Raw genomic sequence first — 21,646 nt, 5'->3', positions numbered from 1 at the left:
ACGCTTTTAAGCAAAAAATAGTAATTAATTTTAGGTATTGCAATTCCTTTTTAACTTTATTATAATAAGGACGTAAAACGGTAGTTTTTAATTTATTTTTTCCTACTATTTTTATGCTAGAATGAGGAGGGGCTATTCTTATGTTATTAGAATTATTAGAGCCGAAAGAGAAAATCAAGTATGAGATGGTGTTAGCCATTGAAAGATACGGAGTAGCTTCGGCGAATGCTTACTGGTTTGAAACGTTGCCCGAGTTTGCCTACTACAAAAAATCTCGTTCTACTTATGAACGCTACATTAACGAAATTGACAACGATATCAAAGATGCAGGGATTTTTGATAAAATTCCCCTAGAAAATCGAGGAAATGCCTTATTTTTAGAGCCTACCTCCGTGGTGCAATCTGCCTACCTTAGCAACTATTACCTTACACACTCTGTGAAATTCTTCCTACTTTTGCTTGCTTTCCGACAAGAAAAGGTAGAGCTTACAGACCTCTGTGAATTAGTAGACAATAATTGCCTGCCTACATCAAATGACAAAGAATACAAAGGAGTTTCCAAGTCAACGATTTACAAAAAAACAAATATGTTCAACCGCCGTTTTGAAAATCTCGGATTTTCGTTTGATCATAATTTACAGCTTATCGGCAACGAGCAACAGCTTAGAGTGCAACTTCATCAGTTTTTCTTGTCAAATGCAGCACTCTTTTTCGCTGAAAAAACACTGCCCGACAAGGAATTGATTGCCGATTTTCAATTTATCTACACGCAAGTGCAAGAAATGGTCAACGATAACCCAGAGCTTTTCGGAAACATGAAATCAGAGGAACAATTGAGTTTTGCAGTTTTCCTTTTCGTTTCATTCACTCGTATCAACACCAAGCACTATATGAAACGAGATCATCTATCACGCTATTTTGATATAGCCAATCGGATTCCGAAAGAATTAGAACCAAAACTAACTGTACTTCGTAAAATTTTGAAAATTTTCAATCCCCCAGCAGAAGTGTTGGACTTAGAGTTAAAAAATATCGCAGTCTTTTTCTTCTTGTATATCCAACCGCTAGAGAACTCAAAACTGCCATTTTCAGAAACTTACTCTGAACGTGTTGATTATCTCTTGGAACTTTTTGACAATAGTTTTGAGAATGTCTTTTTTCTACCTATGGAAAATCAAGAAAGAGAAAAAATTCACGATATTCTCCCCTCTATTATTGCCAGATTGATTTACAATCAGGACTATACACGAAATATCACAATGGAAAACGCCTATTTCCTACGGAAATTTCCATTATCTTGTCAGGTGGCAAGAAGTTATGCACGGGTTTTGCAAAAAGAACTTTACACTTCTGCATTATCAAGAAATGATGCGGAAAACGTAACGACACACGTTTTCCTTCAGTTGGTGCGTAGCATTATTACTGTGTTTTTCAAAAGCAAGAAAATTGACCAGCCTTACTTTCGGTTTACGCCTCCTGTTTTTATCTGCGTAGAAAATATGTATGACCCTTACCGAAATGAATACATTCAATTGATTTTGTCCAAGCACGTGGATAAGAATTTGATTTTTTCTGAGAAGTTGACGGATACAACGGATATATTTGTGGGCAATACTTTGCCAATGCAAGACATTTCAAAAGAAACAACTGTCTTTCTTTGGGATAAAGTAATTTCTGAGCAAATGATGGAAACCTTTAGAGTCGTCGTTGACAAAATTTATTTGGAAAAAATGGACGAACGCAGACGCGAGGCTCATGAAAAGGCGAGAAAGTCCTTACAGGAAAAAGGTGAATTGGCTTAAAAAAATCCCCTCATATCTTGAAACAGATACGAGGGGTTGTTTAGCAATTTATCAGATTTTATTTCAATAGAAATCAACCGTTCAAAAATAGACGATAAAGAGAATAAGCGAGATAAAGAGCAATTACTAACACTCTTAAAATTCGAAGTTCTTTCTTTTTCTGTTTTTCCTTAGGAAAAGAATAAAAAATTTGAGAAAATAGGAAAATGATTGTTATTACAATATAATCTATCATTGTGTATTTTTCCCGTTATCTACTACTCGTGCAATTGAGATTTTGTTTTGGATTGTTGGCATAATAAAGCTCTCCTTATAACGTTAGTGAATGTCTGTGCATTTTTAATTCTATAAAACTAAAAGTCTGTTCAACACTCCATTTTCCTAATTTTTAATAATTGTACCATAAAAATTTTTTTGCGGTTAAAATACGGATACCTCTAAAAACTCAGGCTTATCAAAAAATGCTAGTTTTGGCTTAGACGGAGTTGTTAGAGGCATTATAATAGAAAAATCGCTGAAAATCAACATTTGAGAGAATGAGGTTTCTGCGATTTTCTGTTTTTAAATTGTTTAAAGCTATACTTTGAATCTTGTCACAATCTTTTTGTTAACTCAATTATTTTGCGAAAGTCTTCTTTTTAGTGCTGCTTCAAACTCGTCATTTGAATATCCCCTTGAGCTTTCGGCAGCTTCCTCCGTATTCTTATCTCGGGACCATGAATCCATTTCTTCATTGGGGAACCATGATTCCAATTCTTCCAATGTTACAGGACCTTTAAATGTTTTTACAGAGCCAATCACTTCTCCAGTGATGATGTCCAAAGCATCTATCGTTTCACCTGAATAAGCTTCGTCCATTGTCCTTATAGCTTTATGTTCGGCTTTTTGCTCTGAAATTTCTGTTTGCTTTTTAGTGCTTTCTTGTTTTAATTCTCCATTTACTTGGGTTGAAACTAATACTCCAACTGCAAAAATTGAAGAAATAAGTAGGGTTGTTAAAAAAATTTTTTTGTTCATGGTACAATACCTCCTTAACAGATAAATTTTCTATTTCACCATAAAATCTTTTCATTTGCGTAGATTATACCACAAAAAATTTCTTGACAATTAGCCGAAACGGAAAAAAAATTAACCAAAAACACTTTTTACAAAAAAATAAACTAGAGATATGCCTATTCCATTTTTTCTTGATACAAATTCATACATAATCCTAAAATCATAAACTTCGCAAAAGAGTTCCTAGAATGTAAAAAGAATCGTTCGTGAGTGGAAAGTTACAATTTGTGACTTTCCGCTTTTTTTCTTTAAAATGTTGTGATATACTTTCCATAAAGAAAACGGTTCATAATAAAGAAAAAAATATTATTTTTTGGATAAAAGTTATTTTTTCCAGAATTTCCTAATAAAAATGATTGGAGGAAGATTACATGATTATAGAAAAAATAGAAAATGCCTTAACAACGCTAAAAGTACCATTTGTTTTCGCAGTTCATATGAAAAGCGAAAAAACGTTGTTGAAAAAGAATCTATTGCAGCACTTGAAAGATTTTGTCGAAGATGAATTTTGTCATCGCTATTTTCTCATACAATTTAGAAAATTAAAGGAACTAGGGAATCACGAACATAAGTATGAGCAGACAATTGTAGACGCTTTCGGAATTAATTATTTCTTAACCTATGTTAAAGAAATGGATTTAATGATACTTGCAGGAGGTTACCGTGTGCCATGCATTTCCTATGATTTTATCGATTGTGAATACACTCGTTTAGATAGATTGTCAAAGCAATTTCCAAAAAAGGAAAAAATAGAAGTAGAACGTATCTTTTCTAAGATAAGATGTGAAATCAGTCGAATTGCTTCTAACGAAGAAGTCCGATTGCTGACAGAAGTAATTGCTTTTTTAAAAAAAGATTTTTCAATCAATCATTCGATAGCCACAGTCGCAAAAGAGTTAGTCTGTTCTGAAAAAACAATAGCCAAGTGCATTAAAAATCAAACTGGAAAAAATTATTCTCAATATTATACTTATTTAAGAATGGAATTTGCAAAGAGCTTACTAAAAAATTCTGAACTACACATAAATGAAATTGCTTTTCTAACAGGATTTTCGTTTGCTTCTTCCTTTAGTAGAACATTTAAAAAACTTTATAAAATTACTCCAAATAAATATAGAAAAATCGAAAGTTTTAATTTGCCAAAATGAACGACTCAAACCCACGCTCTACATCTTATCAAATCCTATCAAACCAATAGAACACTTTTCCTAGATGTTCTATTGGTTTGATTTTTTTCAACACCTAACTTTTACATCCTTTCCAAAAAAACATAGCCAAACACGACAATAAATTGTTCGTTTCTGACAAAATTATAAAATCTATCATTTTTTATTTGAAAGAAACGGTAGAAAAATGTAAGCTATATAAAAAAGGGAATTTTAATGCTGATTTAATTTTAGAATTAATTGGGAATCATCAAATAAAATCAAAAGGAGGGTTTACATTGGAAAAAGGAGTGCTACTAGAAAGTTTGGGGGAAATAGATTTGCCATTTATTCATGTGAAGGATACGGAAAATGAACGATTTCTACTTTACAAAAATGAAGGGAAATTTGTAAGAGAATTAGTAGAAAATGATTGGATTAAAAATTTATTCAAAATCCAAACTTACAAATTGCGACAAAAAAATATTGCTAACTTGAATCGAATGTTTGGTAAAGAACCATGTGAAGAAATTTCATTTTGCGAAATGCTTTTAGGGAAAAGTTTTTATATTTTCCATGATTTTTTAGGATTGACTTTTTGCATTATCGAATTTCCTTCAAAAAACATCTTGATTATCGCTGGTGCTTATCAAAGCGAGAGTTCAGAGGAGATTGCTACATTTAAAAACGAGGAATTTTTAAAACTCATGAAACTCAGCAAACAATTTCCAAAAAAGAATCTGTATTTTACAGAAACAATTTACCACGCACTACATCATCAAGTAATTCATTGCCTATTTAGCAAAAATGAGAGGGAATTAATGGAAATTGTCGCTTTTTTGAAGAAAGATTTCTCCATTCATCACTCGTTAAGCGAATTAGCTGAAAAATTCACTCTGACGGAACGAACAATTCAACGTCGTTTTCAAATGATATTGAACATGAGCTTTACAGAATTTTATCATATTTTGAAAATGCAATATGCCAGAAAATTACTGATGAGAAAACATTATACAATCGAAGAAATTTCCGCTCAAACTGGCTATGGCACAGTTTCTTCCTTTCTCAATGCATTCAAACGATTTTACGGCTACACACCTAGGTAAAAAATAGAGCCTGCTCGAAAAGCAGACTCTATTATTTAGTTTGTCTAGCTACGAGGGGCATGGTTTTGGTCGCTGTTCGCAATGCCACCTGAAGCTCTGCTTCAGGCAAGTAAATGGCATGGCTCTCTGCGACAAAACCATGAACGCCCCTCTTTGCTTTTCTATTGTCTAGCTGTACGGGGCTGAAGTTTGGCAACTGTTCACAATGTCGCAAACTCCTGAACGCCCCGCTCGCTTTTCTTTCCTACTCTTCTTCTGAGTCCTCGGCTGCAAGTTGTTTTTCAATGTCTGCGATTGAGTACACATTTTCACTGACAGTTGCCACTTCGTCTTTTGGCTCCATGTTGCGATAGCGAGCCATACCTGTACCAGCAGGAATGATTTTCCCGATGATAACATTTTCTTTGAGTCCAAGAAGTGGGTCTTTTTTGCCACGAATAGAGGCATCTGTCAAGACACGTGTTGTTTCTTGGAATGAGGCAGCTGACAAGAATGAATTTGTTTCCAAACTTGCTTTCGTAATTCCTAGAAGAACAGGACGAGCTGTTGCTGGTGTGCCACCATTCATCAAGGTTTCGTAGTTTGAGTCTTTGAAATCTTGAATATCCAAAAGTGTTCCCGGTAAAATATCCGTATCTCCCGGATCCATGACACGCACTTTACGCAACATTTGACGTACCATTACCTCAACGTGCTTATCTCCGATTTCCACCCCTTGCGAACGGTAAACTTTTTGCACTTCGGCAAGAAGATATTGTTCAACGGTTAGAGCATCACGAATAGAAAGCAAGTGTTTTGGTTCGATAGAACCTTCTGTTAAGGCATCTCCACGATGAATACTGTCGCCTTGAGAAACTTTCATGCGTGCAGTGTAAGGCACTGTATATTCTTCTTCGCCAGTATTTCCTTTCACGGTTACACGTTTTGTACGAGTTGCAGGGTCTTCAAAAATTTCTTCGACGATACCTGTCACTTCTGTTACGACCGCTTCCCCTTTAGGATTCCGTGCTTCAAAGATTTCTTGGATACGAGGGAGACCTTGTGTAATATCTTCACTAGAGGCAACCCCACCCGTATGGAATGTACGCATGGTCAACTGAGTACCAGGTTCTCCGATAGATTGAGCGGCAATCGTTCCGACTGCTTCACCTACTTCAACGGCATCTCCTGTGGCAAGGTTCATACCATAACAATGTTTACATACACCATGTTTTGTATTACAAGTAAATACTGAGCGAATGGTTACTTCTTCTACACCAGCACCTACGATTTCACGTGCAATGTCTTCTGTAATCAATTCATCTTGGTCAATGATTACTTTATTCGTCTCAGGGTGGAATACTGTTTTTCTCGTATAACGACCAATTAGACGTTCTTCAAGCGTTTCTACGATTTCGTTTCCGTTCTTAATCGTAGAAATACGCAAGCCTCTGTCTGTTCCACAGTCATCTTCACGAATAATGACATCTTGTGCCACATCAACCAAACGACGAGTAAGGTAACCTGAGTCGGCTGTTTTTAACGCTGTATCGGTCATCCCTTTACGAGCACCATGTGTAGACAAGAACATTTCCAAGACTGAAAGTCCTTCACGGAAGTTCGATACGATTGGCAATTCCATAATGCGACCGTTCGGTGCCGCCATTAATCCACGCATACCCGCAAGCTGCGTAAAGTTGGAGATGTTCCCACGGGCTCCAGAATCACTCATCATAAAGATTGGGTTGTTGTCATCCAGTGCATCGGCAAGTTTTCCTTGGATTTCGTCTTTTGCACTATTCCATGTGTTGATAACCGCTTGGTAACGCTCATCATCTGTGGCAAATCCACGGCGGAAGTTTTTCGTAATCAGCTCCACTTGTTCGTGTGCTTTTTCAATAATTCCCGCTTTTTCTGGAAGTGCAGAAATGTCCGCAATCCCTACCGTTAAACCTGCATGAGTAGAATGGTGATAACCCAAATCTTTCATGCGGTCAAGCATTTCACTTGTCAATGTCGTGCGGAAAATCTTAAAGACTTCGGCAATGACATTCCCAAGATTTTTCTTCTTAAACGGTGCTACAAGTGGTTGGCTCTCAATATAAGATTTCACATCTTCACCACGAGCAACGAAGTATTTATCTGGCGTTTTTTCCGTCAAATTGCTTTGCGTTGGCTCGTTCAAGTATGGAAATTCTTTCGGCATAATCGAGTTGAAAATAATTTTCCCAACCGTAGTCACAAGGATTTTCTCTTTTTGCTCTTCGGTAAATGGTTTATCCAAATCAGCGGCAAGTGGCGAGATACCTACACGAGAGTGCAAGTGAACATATCCGTTTTTGTAAGCCATGACCGCTTCATTTGCATCACGGAAAATCATCCCTTCACCCTCACGACCTGCTTGTTCCATTGTCAAGTAGTAGTTTCCTAGTACCATATCCTGAGACGGTGTAACCACTGGTTTTCCGTCTTTTGGATTTAGAATGTGTTCAGCAGCCAACATCAATAGACGAGCCTCTGCTTGTGCCTCTTCAGAAAGCGGCACGTGAACCGCCATTTGGTCTCCGTCAAAGTCGGCATTGTACGCCTCACACACAAGCGGGTGCAAACGAATCGCACGCCCTTCAATCAAGACAGGCTCAAACGCTTGGATACCTAAACGGTGCAATGTAGGTGCTCGGTTCAAAAGAACTGGGTGTTCTTTAATAACATCTTCTAATACATCCCAAATATCATCATCTAAGCGTTCAATTTTACGCTTCGCATTTTTAATATTGTTTGCAATTTCACGTTCAACCAATTGGTGCATTACAAATGGCTTGAACAATTCAATCGCCATTTCTTTTGGCAGACCACATTGATACATTTTAAGGTTTGGTCCCACAACGATTACGGAACGTCCTGAGTAGTCTACACGTTTTCCGAGCAAGTTTTGACGGAAACGACCTTGTTTCCCTTTCAACATATGAGAAAGAGATTTCAACGGACGGTTACCCGGTCCTGTTACAGGGCGACCACGGCGACCGTTATCAATCAAAGCGTCCACTGCTTCTTGGAGCATACGTTTTTCGTTTTGCACGATAATATTCGGTGCGTTCAAGTCAAGTAGACGTTTCAAACGATTGTTACGGTTGATGACACGGCGATACAAGTCATTCAAATCACTTGTCGCAAAACGTCCACCTTCAAGCTGTACCATTGGACGTAAATCTGGCGGAATAACTGGCAATACGTCCATGACCATCCAGCTTGGTTTGTTGCCAGATTTGCGGAACGCATCCAAAATATCCAAACGGCGAATAGCTTTTGTACGCTTTTGACCTGTTGCGTCTTTCAGCATTTCTTTTAATTCACCGATTTCTTTTTCCAAATCTACACCGTCAAGCAGTTGCTTAACCGCCTCTGCTCCCATAAGTGCGTGAAATTCCATGCCATAAAGGCTACGTTTTTCACGATATTCACGTTCTGAAAGAAGTTGTTTTTTCTCAAGCGGAGTGCTACCTGCATCAATAACCACATAGCTTGCAAAATAAATAATTTCTTCTAAACTTCTTGGTGACATATCAAGAACAAGTCCCATACGGCTTGGGATTCCCTTGAAATACCAAATGTGTGACACTGGTGCTGCAAGCTCAATATGAGCCATGCGTTCACGACGTACTTTAGAACGAGTGACTTCTACTCCACAGCGGTCACAGACAATGCCTTTGTAACGGATTCGTTTGTATTTTCCACACGCACATTCCCAATCTTTTGACGGACCGAAAATGCGTTCATCAAACAAACCCTCTTTTTCAGGTTTAAGAGTACGATAGTTAATCGTTTCTGGCTTTTTGACTTCACCATAACTCCAGCTGCGCACTTTTTCAGGCGAGGCAAGACCGATTTGCATACTCTCAAATTTATTCACATCAATCAAGTTTTTCCCTCCAATTCAACTTTTCTGCGACACTTCTCGCAAAAAGGTCTGTTTTCTTATTTAAATTTTTCTATTTAATAAAGAACTAGAGAGGATATTGCGAAGTTTTCACTTTTTCATTCGAGCAAAATCGAACAATCGTTTCGCTCGAATGATGTTCGTGAAAAATTCTTTATCCCTTACTCTTCGCCTTCTTCTGTTTCTTCTTGTTGTGCGTCAGTTTCCTCTTCAGAAGTGTTTTCACCTTCTGCCTCAGCATTTTTGGCTTGTTTTGCTGCCATTTTCGCTTGATGTTCTTCTGCATATTTTGCCAGTGCATCAACAGTAATCAAATCATCATCATCGTCATCCATATCACGTAATTCGACTTCTTGTTCCTCATCGTCCAATACACGCATATCAAGTCCAAGTGATTGCAATTCTTTCACTAATACACGGAAACTTTCTGGTACGCCAGGTTTTTGAATACGTTCGCCCTTGACAATTGCCTCGTAAGTTTTCACACGTCCTACCACGTCATCTGATTTGTACGTAAGGATTTCTTGCAGAATGTAAGCCGCACCGTATGCTTCCAATGCCCATACTTCCATTTCTCCAAAACGTTGTCCACCAAATTGTGCTTTCCCACCAAGTGGTTGTTGTGTAACAAGTGAGTACGGTCCAATCGAACGAGCGTGCAATTTATCATCAACCATGTGGTGCAATTTAATCATATACATCACACCCACAGATACACGGTTGTCAAATGGTTCACCCGTACGTCCGTCATAAAGAACAGTTTTCGCATCTCTTGCCATACCCGCCTCTTTAACAGTCGCCCACAAATCTTCATCACGAGCTCCGTCAAATACTGGTGTAGCAATATGAATACCAAGCGTTCTAGCCGCCATACCTAAGTGAAGTTCCATTACTTGTCCAATGTTCATACGACTTGGTACCCCAAGTGGATTCAACATGATGTCAACAGGGGTTCCGTCTGGAAGATAAGGCATATCTTCTACTGGCAAGATACGTGAAACAACCCCTTTGTTTCCATGACGTCCCGCCATTTTGTCTCCAACGTGAATTTTACGTTTTTGTACGATATAAACACGCACGAGCATATTGACACCTGGTGCAAGTTCATCATTGTTTTCACGAGTGAAAATTTTCACATCATGCACAATTCCGTCCGCACCATGTGGCACACGAAGTGAAGTATCACGCACTTCACGAGCTTTTTCACCAAAGATAGCGTGCAACAAGCGTTCTTCTGCGGTAAGTTCTGTTACACCTTTTGGTGTTACTTTCCCGACAAGCAAATCGCCCTCTTTTACTTCAGCACCAATGCGGATAATTCCTAGCTCATCAAGGTTTTTCAACGCATCATCCCCAACGTTTGGAATTTCACGTGTGATTTCCTCAGGTCCTAGTTTTGTATCACGTGCCTCACTTTCGTACTCTTCGATATGAATAGAAGTATAAACATCATCTTTTACTAAGCGTTCACTCATGATAACCGCATCTTCATAGTTGTACCCTTCCCACGTCATAAACGCAACAAGTGGGTTTTGACCAAGAGCGAGTTCGCCGTCTTGCATGGAAGGTCCGTCTGCGATAATTTCATCTACATCTACTTTGTCTCCCGGTTTTACAAGCGTGCGTTGGTTGTAAGAGTTCCCTGAGTTTGAACGACGGAATTTGGTTACCCCATATTTATCGAGACTTCCGTCCTCACGGCGAATACGGATTTCATCTGCATCTGCATATTCTACAACTCCCGCATGGTGTGCAAGCAAAGCACTACCTGAGTCATGTGCCGCTTGATATTCCATTCCTGTCCCAACAAATGGAGCGTGCGGGTCAATCAATGGCACCGCCTGACGTTGCATGTTCGCACCCATCAAGGCACGGTTACTATCGTCATTTTCCAAGAAAGGAATACACGCTGTCGCCACTGCGACTACCTGTTTTGGCGAAACGTCCATATAATCAATTCTGTCTGTTGAAATTTCGATATTGCTACCTGTTGAACGTGCCATTACGACATCTGTTTTGAACGTTCCGTCTTCATTTAACGGTGAGTTCGCTTGGGCAACAACGTACAAATCTTCCACATCAGCAGAAAGATAATCAATCTGATCGGTTACACGACCATTTGCCTTATCTACACGGCGATACGGACTTTCAATGAAACCATATTTATTAATCTTCGCGTAAGAAGATAAGTTATTAATCAAACCAATGTTTGGTCCTTCAGGTGTTTCAATTGGACACATACGACCATAGTGAGAATAGTGTACGTCACGCACTTCATATCCTGCTCTATCACGTGTCAAACCGCCCGGCCCTAAGGCTGACAAACGACGTTTGTGGGAAAGCTCAGAAAGCGGGTTGTGCTGGTCCATGAACTGCGAAAGCTGAGAAGAACCGAAGAACTCTTTGATACTTGCAACCACTGGACGAATGTTAATCAAGTGTTGTGGTGTCAACGTTTCAGTGTCTTGTACACTCATACGCTCACGTACCACACGTTCCATACGAGAAAGACCAATACGGAATTGATTTTGCAATAATTCCCCAACTGAACGAATACGACGGTTTCCTAAGTGGTCAATATCGTCCACATTGCCAATTCCTTCCATTAAGTTGAAGAAATAGCTCATGCTGGCAATAATGTCACTTGGTGTAACGATACGTGTATGCTCGTCTGGATAAGCATTCCCGATGACATTGACAATGCGTTCACTATCGTTTGGCGAGTACACTTTAATCGTTTGAATGTCTACTGGCTCTGTAACAACGGCATCATCTGTTGGATAAAGTGTTGTCTTGTTCAAACCATTTTCAATATGCGGAGCTAAAGTTTCCAACACTTCATGGTTAAGAACCGTTCCTTTTTGTACGATTACTTCGCCCGTTTCAGCGTCAGCCAATGTTTCCGCTAAGGTCAAATTCAATAGACGTGTTTTCAAGTCTAATTTTTTGTTGATTTTGTAGCGACCAACCGCTGCCAAGTCATAACGTTTTGGGTCAAAGAAACGTGCGTTTAACAAGTTTCTTGATGAGTCCGCCGTTTTTGGTTCTCCCGGACGTAGACGCTCGTAAATGTCTTTTAGCCCTTCTTCCGTACGAGAATCGCTTGCGTTTTTATGAATATCTTTTTCAATGGTGTTGTGTAGACTTTCTGACTCACCGAAAATATCTAAAATCTCGGTATCTCCTGGAAATCCTAATGCACGAACAAGTGTCGTCAATGGAATTTTACGTGTACGGTCAATACGCACATAGCTAATATCCTTTGCATCTGTTTCAAGTTCTAGCCATGCACCACGGTTTGGAATAACCGTTGTTCCAAAGCCTAGTTTTCCGTTCTTGTCTTCTTTTCCGTGGAAATACACCCCCGGACTTCTGACAAGCTGAGAAACGATAACACGTTCCGCACCGTTAATGATGAATGTTCCCATTTCCGTCATAAGTGGGAAGTCGCCAAAGAACACCTCTTGTGACTTGATTTCGCCTGTTTCTTTATTGGCAAGACGAAGTGTCACGTGAAGTGGAGCAGAATAGTTCGCATCATGAATACGAGCTTCTTCTACTGTATATTTGGCATCTTTTAATTCATAACCAACAAATTCCAATGAAAGATTGTCATTGAAATCATTGATTGGCAATACGTCCTCAAACATTTCTTTGAGTCCCTCGTCAAGAAACCACTGATAAGAATTTGTTTGAATTTCCGTCAAGTCTGGTAATTCTAACGCCTCGGAAATGCGTGCAAAGCTACGACGCTCGCGATGTTTTCCATATTTGACAATATGTCCAGCCAAGTTCAACACCTCTTGTTCTATAATTTTTTCATTGCGGAAACAGCCAATTGCGATATTACAAATATTACATTTTGTTTACTTTTTCGTTAAATATCACATTTTAACTGATTTTTAGGCACAAAAAAAGCTTAAACAGAGATTGACTGCCGCCAAATTCCGTTTCAGCTCTATGAAAGCGTATGAGGACAATATTTCTCACTCGCTTATGTGTTTTTATCCGACAATAACTTCAATTTATCATTTTAGCGTATAACTTCTTGATTGTCAAGAGGAATGGCAAATAAATTATACTCAAAAAGAAATGGAAAAAATAGCAGTGTAACTCCCAATTAGCACACACAATACGTATGCTAATCGGGAGTTACACTGTCATTTTCTTATTTTCGGGTTCAATAATTGTTTGATTGAATCATTCGTCCATAATTCAATCACCAGTAACAAAATGCTAACCACTAGCAAAATAATTGGATATTTCATTGCCTCATGAAGAAAATTTCCTTCTCCATTCATCACAATTTTAGAGATTTCAATACCACAAAAAAGAAACATGGAGAATGAAAAGCAAATTGCACTAGATATAAGAAACATAGTCTCACTCTTTTCTATACTTGTATCCAACGATACTCAAAATGATCAAATTTTTTACTGAAGATTCATAACAGCTAAAACACACCAAAATTCACGTTTAAAAAACGATTTTCATTTAAACGTTTACATAAAGGAGTCGTCAAATCCCGTTTCAGCTCTATAAAAGCGTATGAGGACAATATTTCTCACTCGCTTATGTGTTCTTATCCGACAATAACTTCAGTTACCATTTTATCATGTGTGTCGTGAGTTGTCAAAGGGGATTATTTTAGGGCACCTCTAAAAATTCACTCTCAGAAACCACTACTTCCACTACTTTCTCCAAATTTTCTTGGTCAATTTCGTCATACCCTTCTTCGACAGAGGCGTCAATATCCAAAACTCCGAGTAATTTCCCGTTTTGGAGCATTGGGACAACGATTTCTGATTTAGCTCGAGCGTCGCAAGAGATATAATTGTCAAACTTTTTGACGTCATCGACAACCACCGTTCGTCTCTCCTCAGCTGAAATACCACAAACACCTTTGCCTAGTGCAATTCTCGTGCAACTCACACCACCTTGAAAAGGTCCTAACACAAGAGAGGTACCGTCAAATAAGTAAAAACCTGCGAATACAGTATTTGGCAGAAACTCGTTAAGCATTGCACTTGTATTGGCAAGATTGGCTATCGGGTCTTTTTCTGCTTTCAATACTGCTGAAAGTTGTGCCAAAAATAATTCATATGCCTCTTTTTTCTCTTGTTTATTTTTCCATTCCATTGTTTTCCCTGCTTTCTATACTCTCTGTTTTTATACTACATTTTCTATCTTATCATTTTTTATAGAAAAATCATTCCTTAGACTGAAAAGAATTTTTTATAAGTGTGATACACTTTTGGTAAACAGTTTTTCTGTTGAGTGATATAATGATGATATTATGTAAAGGGCACCTCTAAAAACTCCGCTTAAGACTAAATTAGCTAGTTTTTCTTGTTTTCGAGGAAATCGACGAAAGCTATGTGGTTCATCAAAAAGCTAAGAGGGGTGTTCAGGAGTTTGTCGTAGTGAGCCATGCTATTTACTTGCTTGAAACGAAGTTTCAAGTAGCATTGCGAACAGCGACCAAACTCCTGCCCCTCGTAGCTAGACAAGGTTGAGGAGATTGACGAAGAAAATCGGAAAACTAGCAATTTAGGATAAGTGCGAGTTTTTAGAGGTGCCCTAAAGTTGTTTGCAACTGAATGAGGAGGTTATAAAAAATGGGTATTATAAAAGCAGCAATTAACAGTGTCGCAGGTGCAGCGGCAGACCAATGGATTGAAGTCATTGAACCTGATGAGATGAGCGATATGACCGTTATGACAAAAGGAGTCATGGTTCGCCGAGATGACAAGCGGAACAATAATACAAAATCAACCGTTGATGTCATTACAGACGGTAGCGTTGTACACGTTTACCCAAATATGATGATGCTCTTGGTTGACGGCGGGAAAATTATTGATTATACCGCAGAAGAAGGCTATTACACCGTTAAAAATGATCTCGCACCTAGTATGCTTAACGGATCACTCAAAGAGGCTGTCGGTGAGGCTTTCAACCGTTTCAAATTTGGCGGAGTCAGCCCTCAAAAACAACAAGTTTTCTTTATCAATTTGCAAGAAATCAAAGGAATTAAGTTTGGTACGCAGTCCCCACTTCAATACTTTGATAATTTTTATAACGCAGAGTTGTTCTTGCGTGCTCACGGCACGTATTCTGTAAAAATTACAGACCCGATTTCGTTTTACGTCAACGCCATTCCGAAAAACAAGTCGCAAGTGGAAATTTCAGATATTAACGAGCAATATTTGCAAGAATTTTTGACCGCACTCAATACTTCTATCAATCAATATTCTGCACAAGGCGAACGTGTCAGCCATATTCCGTCAAAAAGCATGGAGCTTTCAAAGTTCATGTCAAACGTTTTAGACGAAGATTGGAAAAATTTGCGTGGACTTGAAATTGTAAGTGTTGCTGTGGCAAGCATTTCTTATACAGATGAAAGCCAACAACTCATCAATATGCGAAATCAAGGGGCAATGCTCCAAGATGCAACCATTCGTGAGGGGTATGTGCAAGGTGCCGTGGCAAAAGGGATTCAAGATGCCGGAAGTAACCCTGCTGGAAGTGGCAATGCGTTTATGGGTATCAATATGGGCATGAATACCGCAGGCGGATTTATGCAAAGTGCGAGCGAGACTAATCGAAGTCAAATGAGCCAGCAATCTCAACAAACAAACACACCTGAAAGCTGGACTTGTCCAAAATGTAACAGTCAAAACACTGGGAAATTCTGTTCCAATTGTGGTGAGGGGAGAACAATCACTACAAGCGTAAAAATCCAAATGGCTTGTTCTGAATGTGGCGGGGTGATTGATTTGTCAAACGGCGTGCCAAAATTCTGCCCAGAATGTGGCAAACCATTTATTGCAAAACCTTTATAATTTTTTAAAGAAAGGTTGAACGCTTATGGTAGAAAATACTACTGTTCTTACGCACAAATGTCCAAACTGTGCTGGAGCTCTTACATTCAATCCAACTGACCAAAAATTCCATTGCGAATATTGTTTGTCCGTTTTTTCTGAGCAAGAAGTCTCCAAGTTTGAGGAAAAACAGGCGAGTGTTGCCTCAACTTCACAACAAGAAGTACCAAAAGATACTGACGGTGACGGTGTGGATGATATTGGCTTATTTATCTGCCCAAATTGTGCGGCTCAAATTGTCACCGAAACGACAACTGCTGCAACTACTTGTTATTTTTGCCACAATCCTGTGGTTTTAAACGAGCGATTAAGTGGAGAATTTTTGCCTGAAAAAGTCATTCCTTTTCTGATTGATAAAAAAGAGGCGGAGAAGAAATTTTTAGAGTGGACAGCAAAAAAACGATTTGTGCCGAAAGCATTTTTTAATAAAGAACAAATTAAAAACTTAACAGGTGTATATTTCCCTTATTTTCTCGTTGACAGTAAGCTACATGGTAGTATGAAAGCCAAAGGCGTACGCATACGCAGCTGGGTAGTTGGGGATATTGAATACACAGAAACAAAACAGTACCGTATTTATCGTGAAGGCGATATGACATTTTTTGATTTAGTCAAAAATGCTCTACGGAAAAATACGACGCAAAAAATGGTTACAGGTGTACAACCTTTTGATTTCGACAGAGCAATTCCTTTTAAAAATCAGTATTTGGCTGGTTTCCAAGCGGAAAAACGTGACCTTGAGTTTTCCGACTTAAAAGAAGAAATTGATCATGAGCTAAAGGAATATGGCACAAGTTTACTTCGAGAAGAAATTAGCGGTTATACGACTGTGAGTAATGTCACAAGTTCACTCGAACTTGTTGACCAACAAAATTCCTATGTGCTTTTGCCTGTCTGGCTTGTAACGTACCGTGACCGAGGAAGCGACACACTTTATTATTATGCAATGAACGGACAAACAGGAAAGACAAGTGGAGTTTTACCGATTAGCCGTGGAAAATTGGCACAAGCGGGAATTTTGATTTTCATTCTTGTACTCATTCTTGCGTTGATTGGAGGTTGGTTCATATGAGAAAATTTTTGCTTACTTGTTTTCTATTGCTCTCATGCCTCCTACCGCACCACGCATTTGCAGATGTTCTAAGCAGTATTGAGGACGGAGCGAAGATTTTTGGCAATACAACGCAACTTTCCAGCAAAGCACAAACTCTTTCAGAAAAGACAAAAGCTGGCGTATTTGTTGTCACAACAAAAGAAAATAACGATGAACCTGAAGATTTTGCTAGAAATTACCTTGCCGAACGTGTGGGCGAGGGAAAGAACGGAATTGTGCTATTGATTGATATGGGGCAAAGGAAAAATTATATCTGGGCAACCGGAAATATGGAGTATTATATCACAAATGCTCGAATTGAGAGCATTTTAGATGATATTACACCTGAAATGAGAAACGGAAACTATGCTCAATCTGCCGAATATTTTTTGGCAGATGTGGAGAAATATTTTGACAAAGGATTGCCAAATAATCAAAATTATACCGTTGATGAGGCGACTGGCGATATTACCGTTCAAAAATCTCTCGACCAAACCGAAATCTTGATCGCTTTAGCAATTGCGGCGATAGCAACTGGTGTGTTCATTTCCACGACTGTTGGACGCTATCAGCTCAAATTCGGCACGTGGAAATATCCTTTCCGTGAAAACAGCACCCGCAACATTCATATACGTGAAGATATTCTCACAAACACCTATGTCACAACTCGCCGTATTCCAAAACATACTGATAACAGTAGTTTTGGTGGTGGCAGCTCTGGCGGAAGTGGCGGAGGACGAAGTTTTTAATTCTATGCTCAAAAGACCTCTTTGATTCCGAGAGGTCTTTTATATACGATTAGCCTTATTTTACTTGTGCTTCTTCATCTGTTTGCAATTTTGGGTCGTTTCTATACGCGTAGTAATAAAATCCACCAACAAATATCGCTCCACCGATAATATTTCCTAGATAGACAGGGAAAAAGTTGGCAAGAAATTGCCCCCACGTTGCTCCACCTTCAAAAATGGCAGCAGGGATAACAAACGCATTTGCCACACTGTGCTGAAAACCAATTGCCACAAATGTCATAACGGGAAACCACGTTCCTAAAAATTTCCCTGTGGCATCTTTTGCTCCGTAGCAAAGCCATAAAGCAAGCCCTACAAACCAGTTACACCCAATCCCTGAAATCATCGCTTGAAGTGGTGAGGCTGAAATTTTTGCTTGAGCAACAAGAATTGTTTCTTCTTTAAAAGCAGCAACTTCCGTCAAACCTACAACATGACCAAATACATACGCTACAAAAATTGCCCCGATAACATTAAAAATTGTAATCACAAGCCAATTATACAAAAGTTCTTTTAGTTTTACGTGTTTAGCAAAAAATGCTGCGGCAACTGCCATCATGTTTCCTGTGATTAATTCGCCACCTGCCATTAAAATAACAATTAGTCCGATTGGAAATACGCAAGCTCCGATAAATGAGGCAAAACTTCCCCACTCGTGTGCCATTGAACTAACAACACGAATATACGCAAGATAGCCTAGACTAATCATCGCCCCTCCGATAAAGCCCAAAATCGCCTTTTCCACAAAAGGTTTGTCAACCTTATGACGCCCATGATGAACGGTTACTTTTAAAATTTCTGCTGGTGATAACATTGTTGCTCCTTTCTGAATTTTATCTTCTTCCATATTTTTTCACTTATAATAGTATAACCAATTTTTTTATAATGAGCGAATATTTTTACTAAAAAATTCTATCTTAAGGGCACCTCTAAAAATATAGACTACGGCAAAAAAGAGATTCTACGAAAGAACCCCTTATAACCCCGCACGCAATCGAGCGTTTTTTTGTTCCATTTTTTTCAAATCTCTTGGCAAAAACATACGAATTTCCTCGTCGTTAAAGCCGATTAACAAGCGTTGCCCGTCTGTCAACATTGGGCGTCTGAGCAGGCTTGGATGTTCTTGCACTAAGTTCAATAATTCACTCATTGACAAATCATCAAAATCCATGTCTAGCTTTTGAAAGACTTTACTTCTCTCAGAAATCAAATCCTCCGTGCCATTTTCCGTTAGCATTAGCAATTCCTTTAATTCGTCTGCTTGTAATGGATCTTGGAAAATATTTCGCTCCTTATACGGCAACTTATGCTCGTTCAACCAAGCTTTCTCCTTACGACAACTCGTACAGCTTGGAGAAAAGTATAATGTCAGCATTCTCTCACCTCACTTTTCATATCTTTTTTGCTTTCTTTTATGATACAACTTTTCATTGATAAAATATACCCCTAAGATAAAAAAATCTCTAAAAATAGAGATTTTTTTCTTTACATTCTTTAAGTCATGTAATACAAAATCCGTTTTGCCTCGTCCTGCATATTTTCATGAATTTCTCTCATCATTTCATGATAAACAACACGATTGCTATTGCCGAGTGGTGCGGTTTCATTGGTCAATCGTTCGCAAATGTCCAAATATTTTTCAGCATAATAAACGCAAACCCCCTCTTTTTCTAGCATGGCAAGCTCGAGTTTTTCCGCCTCAATCATCGGCAATCCTTCCTTATGACTTGGCAAAAAATGAGAAATATGCTGTTTTGCCAACTGCTCCAATTCCCATGCTTTACGATAATAATTTTCTTGAAGATGTCCGTTCTCATACATTTGAAAAAGGCTATCCTTGATAATCATATCTAGCAAAAACATTCCTTGCGTATAGATGCCCCACCGTTTTTTCTCCATATGCTTGCCCTCTATTTCTTTCTGAAGCAAATGATATTACCTCTAATTTTTTTATCGTTTTCTAATATAAAAACAGAATAACACCTTTTCCTATAATCGTCAAAAGAAATAAAGCGATTTATTGAAAGACAAACTATAAAAAACGAGCAGGAAAATATTCCCACTCGCTTTGTTCTATTGCATTGCCACAATCTTCGTTCCATGTACCTCTCTTGTGCCAGTTTTATCAACGACTTCCTCAAAATTGTCAAACCGCACACCGCCACCGATGAGAATATGGAGTTTGCCTTTTGCATAATCGACAATTTCTCGCAAATGTTCGTAGTTTTCATTGATTTCGCTTGCTAATGCACTTCCGTGTGTCAAAATACGGCTCACACCTAAGTCTGCAAGCACATCAATCGCTTCTTTTTGCCGTTCTTTTGGAATTTCGTCAAACGCCATGTGAAACGTTACTTCCACGCCATTCGCTGCAAGCATGAGTGTTTCAAGTGCTTCTGTGTCAATCCAATTATCCGGAGTTAGTAAACCAAACACCACACCGTCTACTTCACGTTTCATCGCCTCTAAGATGTCAATTTCCATCATTTTGATTTCAATGTCGTTGTAAACAAAATTTCCGCCACGTGGACGAATCATTACAAAAACACTTACATTTTTTTCATGTGCATATTTGACCGACTCCTCAATCACCGCAATAGACGGAGTTGTCCCTCCTACTGCCAAATTATCACAAAGCTCAATGCGTTTTGCCCCTGCTCGAATCGCTTGTGGAATACGAGTGAAATTTTCTGCACAAAATTCTTTTAAAATCATGACTGTCTCCTTATGGGCACCTCTAAAAACTCGCACTTATCCTAAATTGCTAGTTTTCCGATTTTCTTCGTCAATCTCCTCAACCTATGAACCACATAGCTTTCGTCGATTTCCTCGAAAATCGAAAAACTAGCTAATTTAGTCTTAAGCGGAGTTTTTAGAGGTGCCCTTATTAAATTTATTTTCATTGTCTATTTTACCATGTCTTTGGTAAACTGAAGTTAATAATTTACATAAAAATAAAAGAAAAGAGGTTCTTCATGAAGAAAAAAATTGAGTTGGCAAGTGAATTTTTAGCAAAAAATGAAACATTTTTCCGTTGTCCGTTTTGCCATACGACAATGAATGGTTGTGGGATTTCTCTTATTTGTGAGAATCGTCATCAATTTGATTTGTCCAAAAAAGGAACGCTGTATTTTTTGAAAAAAGCGGTGGATACTGGTTACACAAAGAAAATGTTGGCACCACGTGGACGAATCATTGCTTGTGGAATGTATGATAAAATGCTCGAAAAACTCGCAGAATTTTTACCGAAAAATGCCAATGTGCTAGACGCAGGTGCTGGCGAGGGCGGTTTTCTTGCAAAACTGGCTTGTTTACAAAATTTAGGGATTAAATTTGGGATTGATATTTCAAAAGATGCCATTCAACTTGCAACCAATCATGCTCTCGAAGAAACACTTTGGTGCGTAGCGGATTTGACGAGACTTCCTTTTGAAACAGGAGCATTCGACTGCATTTTGAACATTTTCTCTCCCTCACACTACGGAGAACTTCAACGAGCGTTGAAAGAGGACGGGGTGCTTATCAAAGTGATTCCTGAAGAACATTATTTAGAAGAGCTACGTCTTGCGTTTTATCCTGACGATGAGCAAAAACAGCACTACTCCAATGCAGAAGTGCTTGCCAAATTTCAGCAGGAGATGAATGTAGCAGCTATGGAGAGAGTGAGCTATACGTTTGATTTGCCAAAAGAAAATCAGCTTGATTTGCTTGAAATGTCGCCACTTGAGTGGGGGGTGACAGAAGAAGTAAAGCGTGAATTACAAAAACATCCTTTGGAAAAAATTACAGTGGACGTCTTAATTTTGGTAGGAGAAAAGCGTGAAATCGTAGGATAAGAAAATTCTCTGAAAAAATTCAA

The 21,646-nt window shown here is 38.7% G+C and carries 17 protein-coding genes; 7 read left to right on the top strand and 10 right to left on the bottom strand.

The genetic code is table 11. The features are described 5' to 3' along the window. Positions 1 to 140: 140 nt before the first annotated feature. Positions 141 to 1,802 (top strand): helix-turn-helix domain-containing protein, encoded by a 1,662-nt coding sequence (locus tag B5D30_RS04140; RefSeq protein WP_078806768.1) that lies wholly within the window; start codon positions 141 to 143, stop codon positions 1,800 to 1,802. Between the two features lie 612 nt (positions 1,803 to 2,414). Here the strand turns inward: B5D30_RS04140 and B5D30_RS04135 are convergent. Next, the gene (locus B5D30_RS04135; protein ID WP_078806767.1) at positions 2,415 to 2,819 is read right to left on the bottom strand and encodes a hypothetical protein; all 405 of its coding nucleotides are present in this window, start codon (positions 2,817 to 2,819) and stop codon (positions 2,415 to 2,417) included. Between the two features lie 410 nt (positions 2,820 to 3,229). Here B5D30_RS04135 and B5D30_RS04130 point away from each other — a divergent pair, with 410 nt between their 5' ends. Together B5D30_RS04130 and B5D30_RS04125 are read left to right on the top strand one after the other, a co-directional pair. Continuing rightward, positions 3,230 to 4,006: a helix-turn-helix domain-containing protein gene (locus B5D30_RS04130; protein ID WP_078806766.1), complete on the top strand. Its 777-nt coding sequence runs from the start codon at positions 3,230 to 3,232 to the stop codon at positions 4,004 to 4,006. 296 nt (positions 4,007 to 4,302) lie between these two features. Further along, positions 4,303 to 5,109, top strand: coding sequence for an AraC family transcriptional regulator (locus tag B5D30_RS04125; protein ID WP_078806765.1), 807 nt, complete (start codon positions 4,303 to 4,305; stop codon positions 5,107 to 5,109). 31 nt (positions 5,110 to 5,140) lie between these two features. Here B5D30_RS04125 and B5D30_RS13140 read toward each other — a convergent pair whose 3' ends face one another. The 5 genes from B5D30_RS13140 to B5D30_RS04105 form a co-directional block, all read right to left on the bottom strand. Beyond that, entirely contained in the window at positions 5,141 to 5,323 is a 183-nt protein-coding gene (locus tag B5D30_RS13140) for a hypothetical protein (protein WP_144399478.1), read from the bottom strand. 30 nt (positions 5,324 to 5,353) lie between these two features. Further along, positions 5,354 to 9,007: a DNA-directed RNA polymerase subunit beta' gene (gene rpoC / locus B5D30_RS04120; protein WP_078806764.1), complete on the bottom strand. Its 3,654-nt coding sequence runs from the start codon at positions 9,005 to 9,007 to the stop codon at positions 5,354 to 5,356. Between the two features lie 179 nt (positions 9,008 to 9,186). Then, on the bottom strand, positions 9,187 to 12,816 hold the full coding sequence (gene rpoB, locus B5D30_RS04115) for a DNA-directed RNA polymerase subunit beta (protein WP_078806763.1): 3,630 nt from the start codon (positions 12,814 to 12,816) through the stop codon (positions 9,187 to 9,189). Positions 12,817 to 13,185: 369 nt separating this feature from the next. After that, a complete protein-coding gene (locus B5D30_RS04110) occupies positions 13,186 to 13,404 on the bottom strand; it encodes a hypothetical protein (protein ID WP_078806762.1) in 219 nt (72 codons plus the stop codon). Positions 13,405 to 13,672: 268 nt separating this feature from the next. Continuing rightward, positions 13,673 to 14,164 (bottom strand): GAF domain-containing protein, encoded by a 492-nt coding sequence (locus tag B5D30_RS04105; protein WP_078806761.1) that lies wholly within the window; start codon positions 14,162 to 14,164, stop codon positions 13,673 to 13,675. A gap of 479 nt (positions 14,165 to 14,643) precedes the next feature. On the opposite strand from B5D30_RS04105, the gene B5D30_RS04100 reads away from it, so the two are divergent. The 3 genes from B5D30_RS04100 to B5D30_RS04090 are packed head-to-tail and all read left to right on the top strand — an operon-like array spanning position 14,644 to position 17,748. Continuing rightward, the gene (locus tag B5D30_RS04100) at positions 14,644 to 15,867 is read left to right on the top strand and encodes an SPFH domain-containing protein (RefSeq protein WP_078806760.1); all 1,224 of its coding nucleotides are present in this window, start codon (positions 14,644 to 14,646) and stop codon (positions 15,865 to 15,867) included. A gap of 25 nt (positions 15,868 to 15,892) precedes the next feature. After that, on the top strand, positions 15,893 to 16,978 hold the full coding sequence (locus B5D30_RS04095) for an ATP-binding protein (protein WP_078806759.1): 1,086 nt from the start codon (positions 15,893 to 15,895) through the stop codon (positions 16,976 to 16,978). Then, complete coding sequence (locus B5D30_RS04090) at positions 16,975 to 17,748, top strand: TPM domain-containing protein (RefSeq protein ID WP_078806758.1); 774 nt, start codon at positions 16,975 to 16,977, stop codon at positions 17,746 to 17,748. Before B5D30_RS04095 ends, B5D30_RS04090 begins: the two co-directional genes overlap by 4 nt. A gap of 55 nt (positions 17,749 to 17,803) precedes the next feature. Here B5D30_RS04090 and B5D30_RS04085 read toward each other — a convergent pair whose 3' ends face one another. The 4 genes from B5D30_RS04085 to B5D30_RS04070 form a co-directional block, all read right to left on the bottom strand. Next, positions 17,804 to 18,601 carry a formate/nitrite transporter family protein gene (locus B5D30_RS04085; protein ID WP_078806830.1) on the bottom strand — a complete coding sequence of 266 codons (798 nt, stop codon included), beginning with the start codon at positions 18,599 to 18,601 and terminating at the stop codon, positions 17,804 to 17,806. Positions 18,602 to 18,763: 162 nt separating this feature from the next. Next, positions 18,764 to 19,162, bottom strand: coding sequence for a transcriptional regulator Spx (gene spx / locus B5D30_RS04080; RefSeq protein WP_078806757.1), 399 nt, complete (start codon positions 19,160 to 19,162; stop codon positions 18,764 to 18,766). A 119-nt stretch (positions 19,163 to 19,281) separates the two neighbouring features. Next, positions 19,282 to 19,686 (bottom strand): hypothetical protein, encoded by a 405-nt coding sequence (locus B5D30_RS04075; RefSeq protein WP_144399476.1) that lies wholly within the window; start codon positions 19,684 to 19,686, stop codon positions 19,282 to 19,284. 174 nt (positions 19,687 to 19,860) lie between these two features. After that, the gene (locus B5D30_RS04070; protein ID WP_078806829.1) at positions 19,861 to 20,499 is read right to left on the bottom strand and encodes a copper homeostasis protein CutC; all 639 of its coding nucleotides are present in this window, start codon (positions 20,497 to 20,499) and stop codon (positions 19,861 to 19,863) included. A 263-nt stretch (positions 20,500 to 20,762) separates the two neighbouring features. Here B5D30_RS04070 and B5D30_RS04065 point away from each other — a divergent pair, with 263 nt between their 5' ends. Beyond that, complete coding sequence (locus B5D30_RS04065) at positions 20,763 to 21,623, top strand: methyltransferase domain-containing protein (RefSeq protein ID WP_078806755.1); 861 nt, start codon at positions 20,763 to 20,765, stop codon at positions 21,621 to 21,623. Positions 21,624 to 21,646: the final 23 nt, after the last annotated feature.

The sequence above is a fragment of the Pilibacter termitis genome, from assembly GCF_900167335.1.
GTDB lineage: Bacteria > Bacillota > Bacilli > Lactobacillales > Streptococcaceae > Pilibacter > Pilibacter termitis.
Note: the sequence above shows the minus strand (reverse complement) of the source record. Positions and strands in the feature narration are given on the sequence as shown.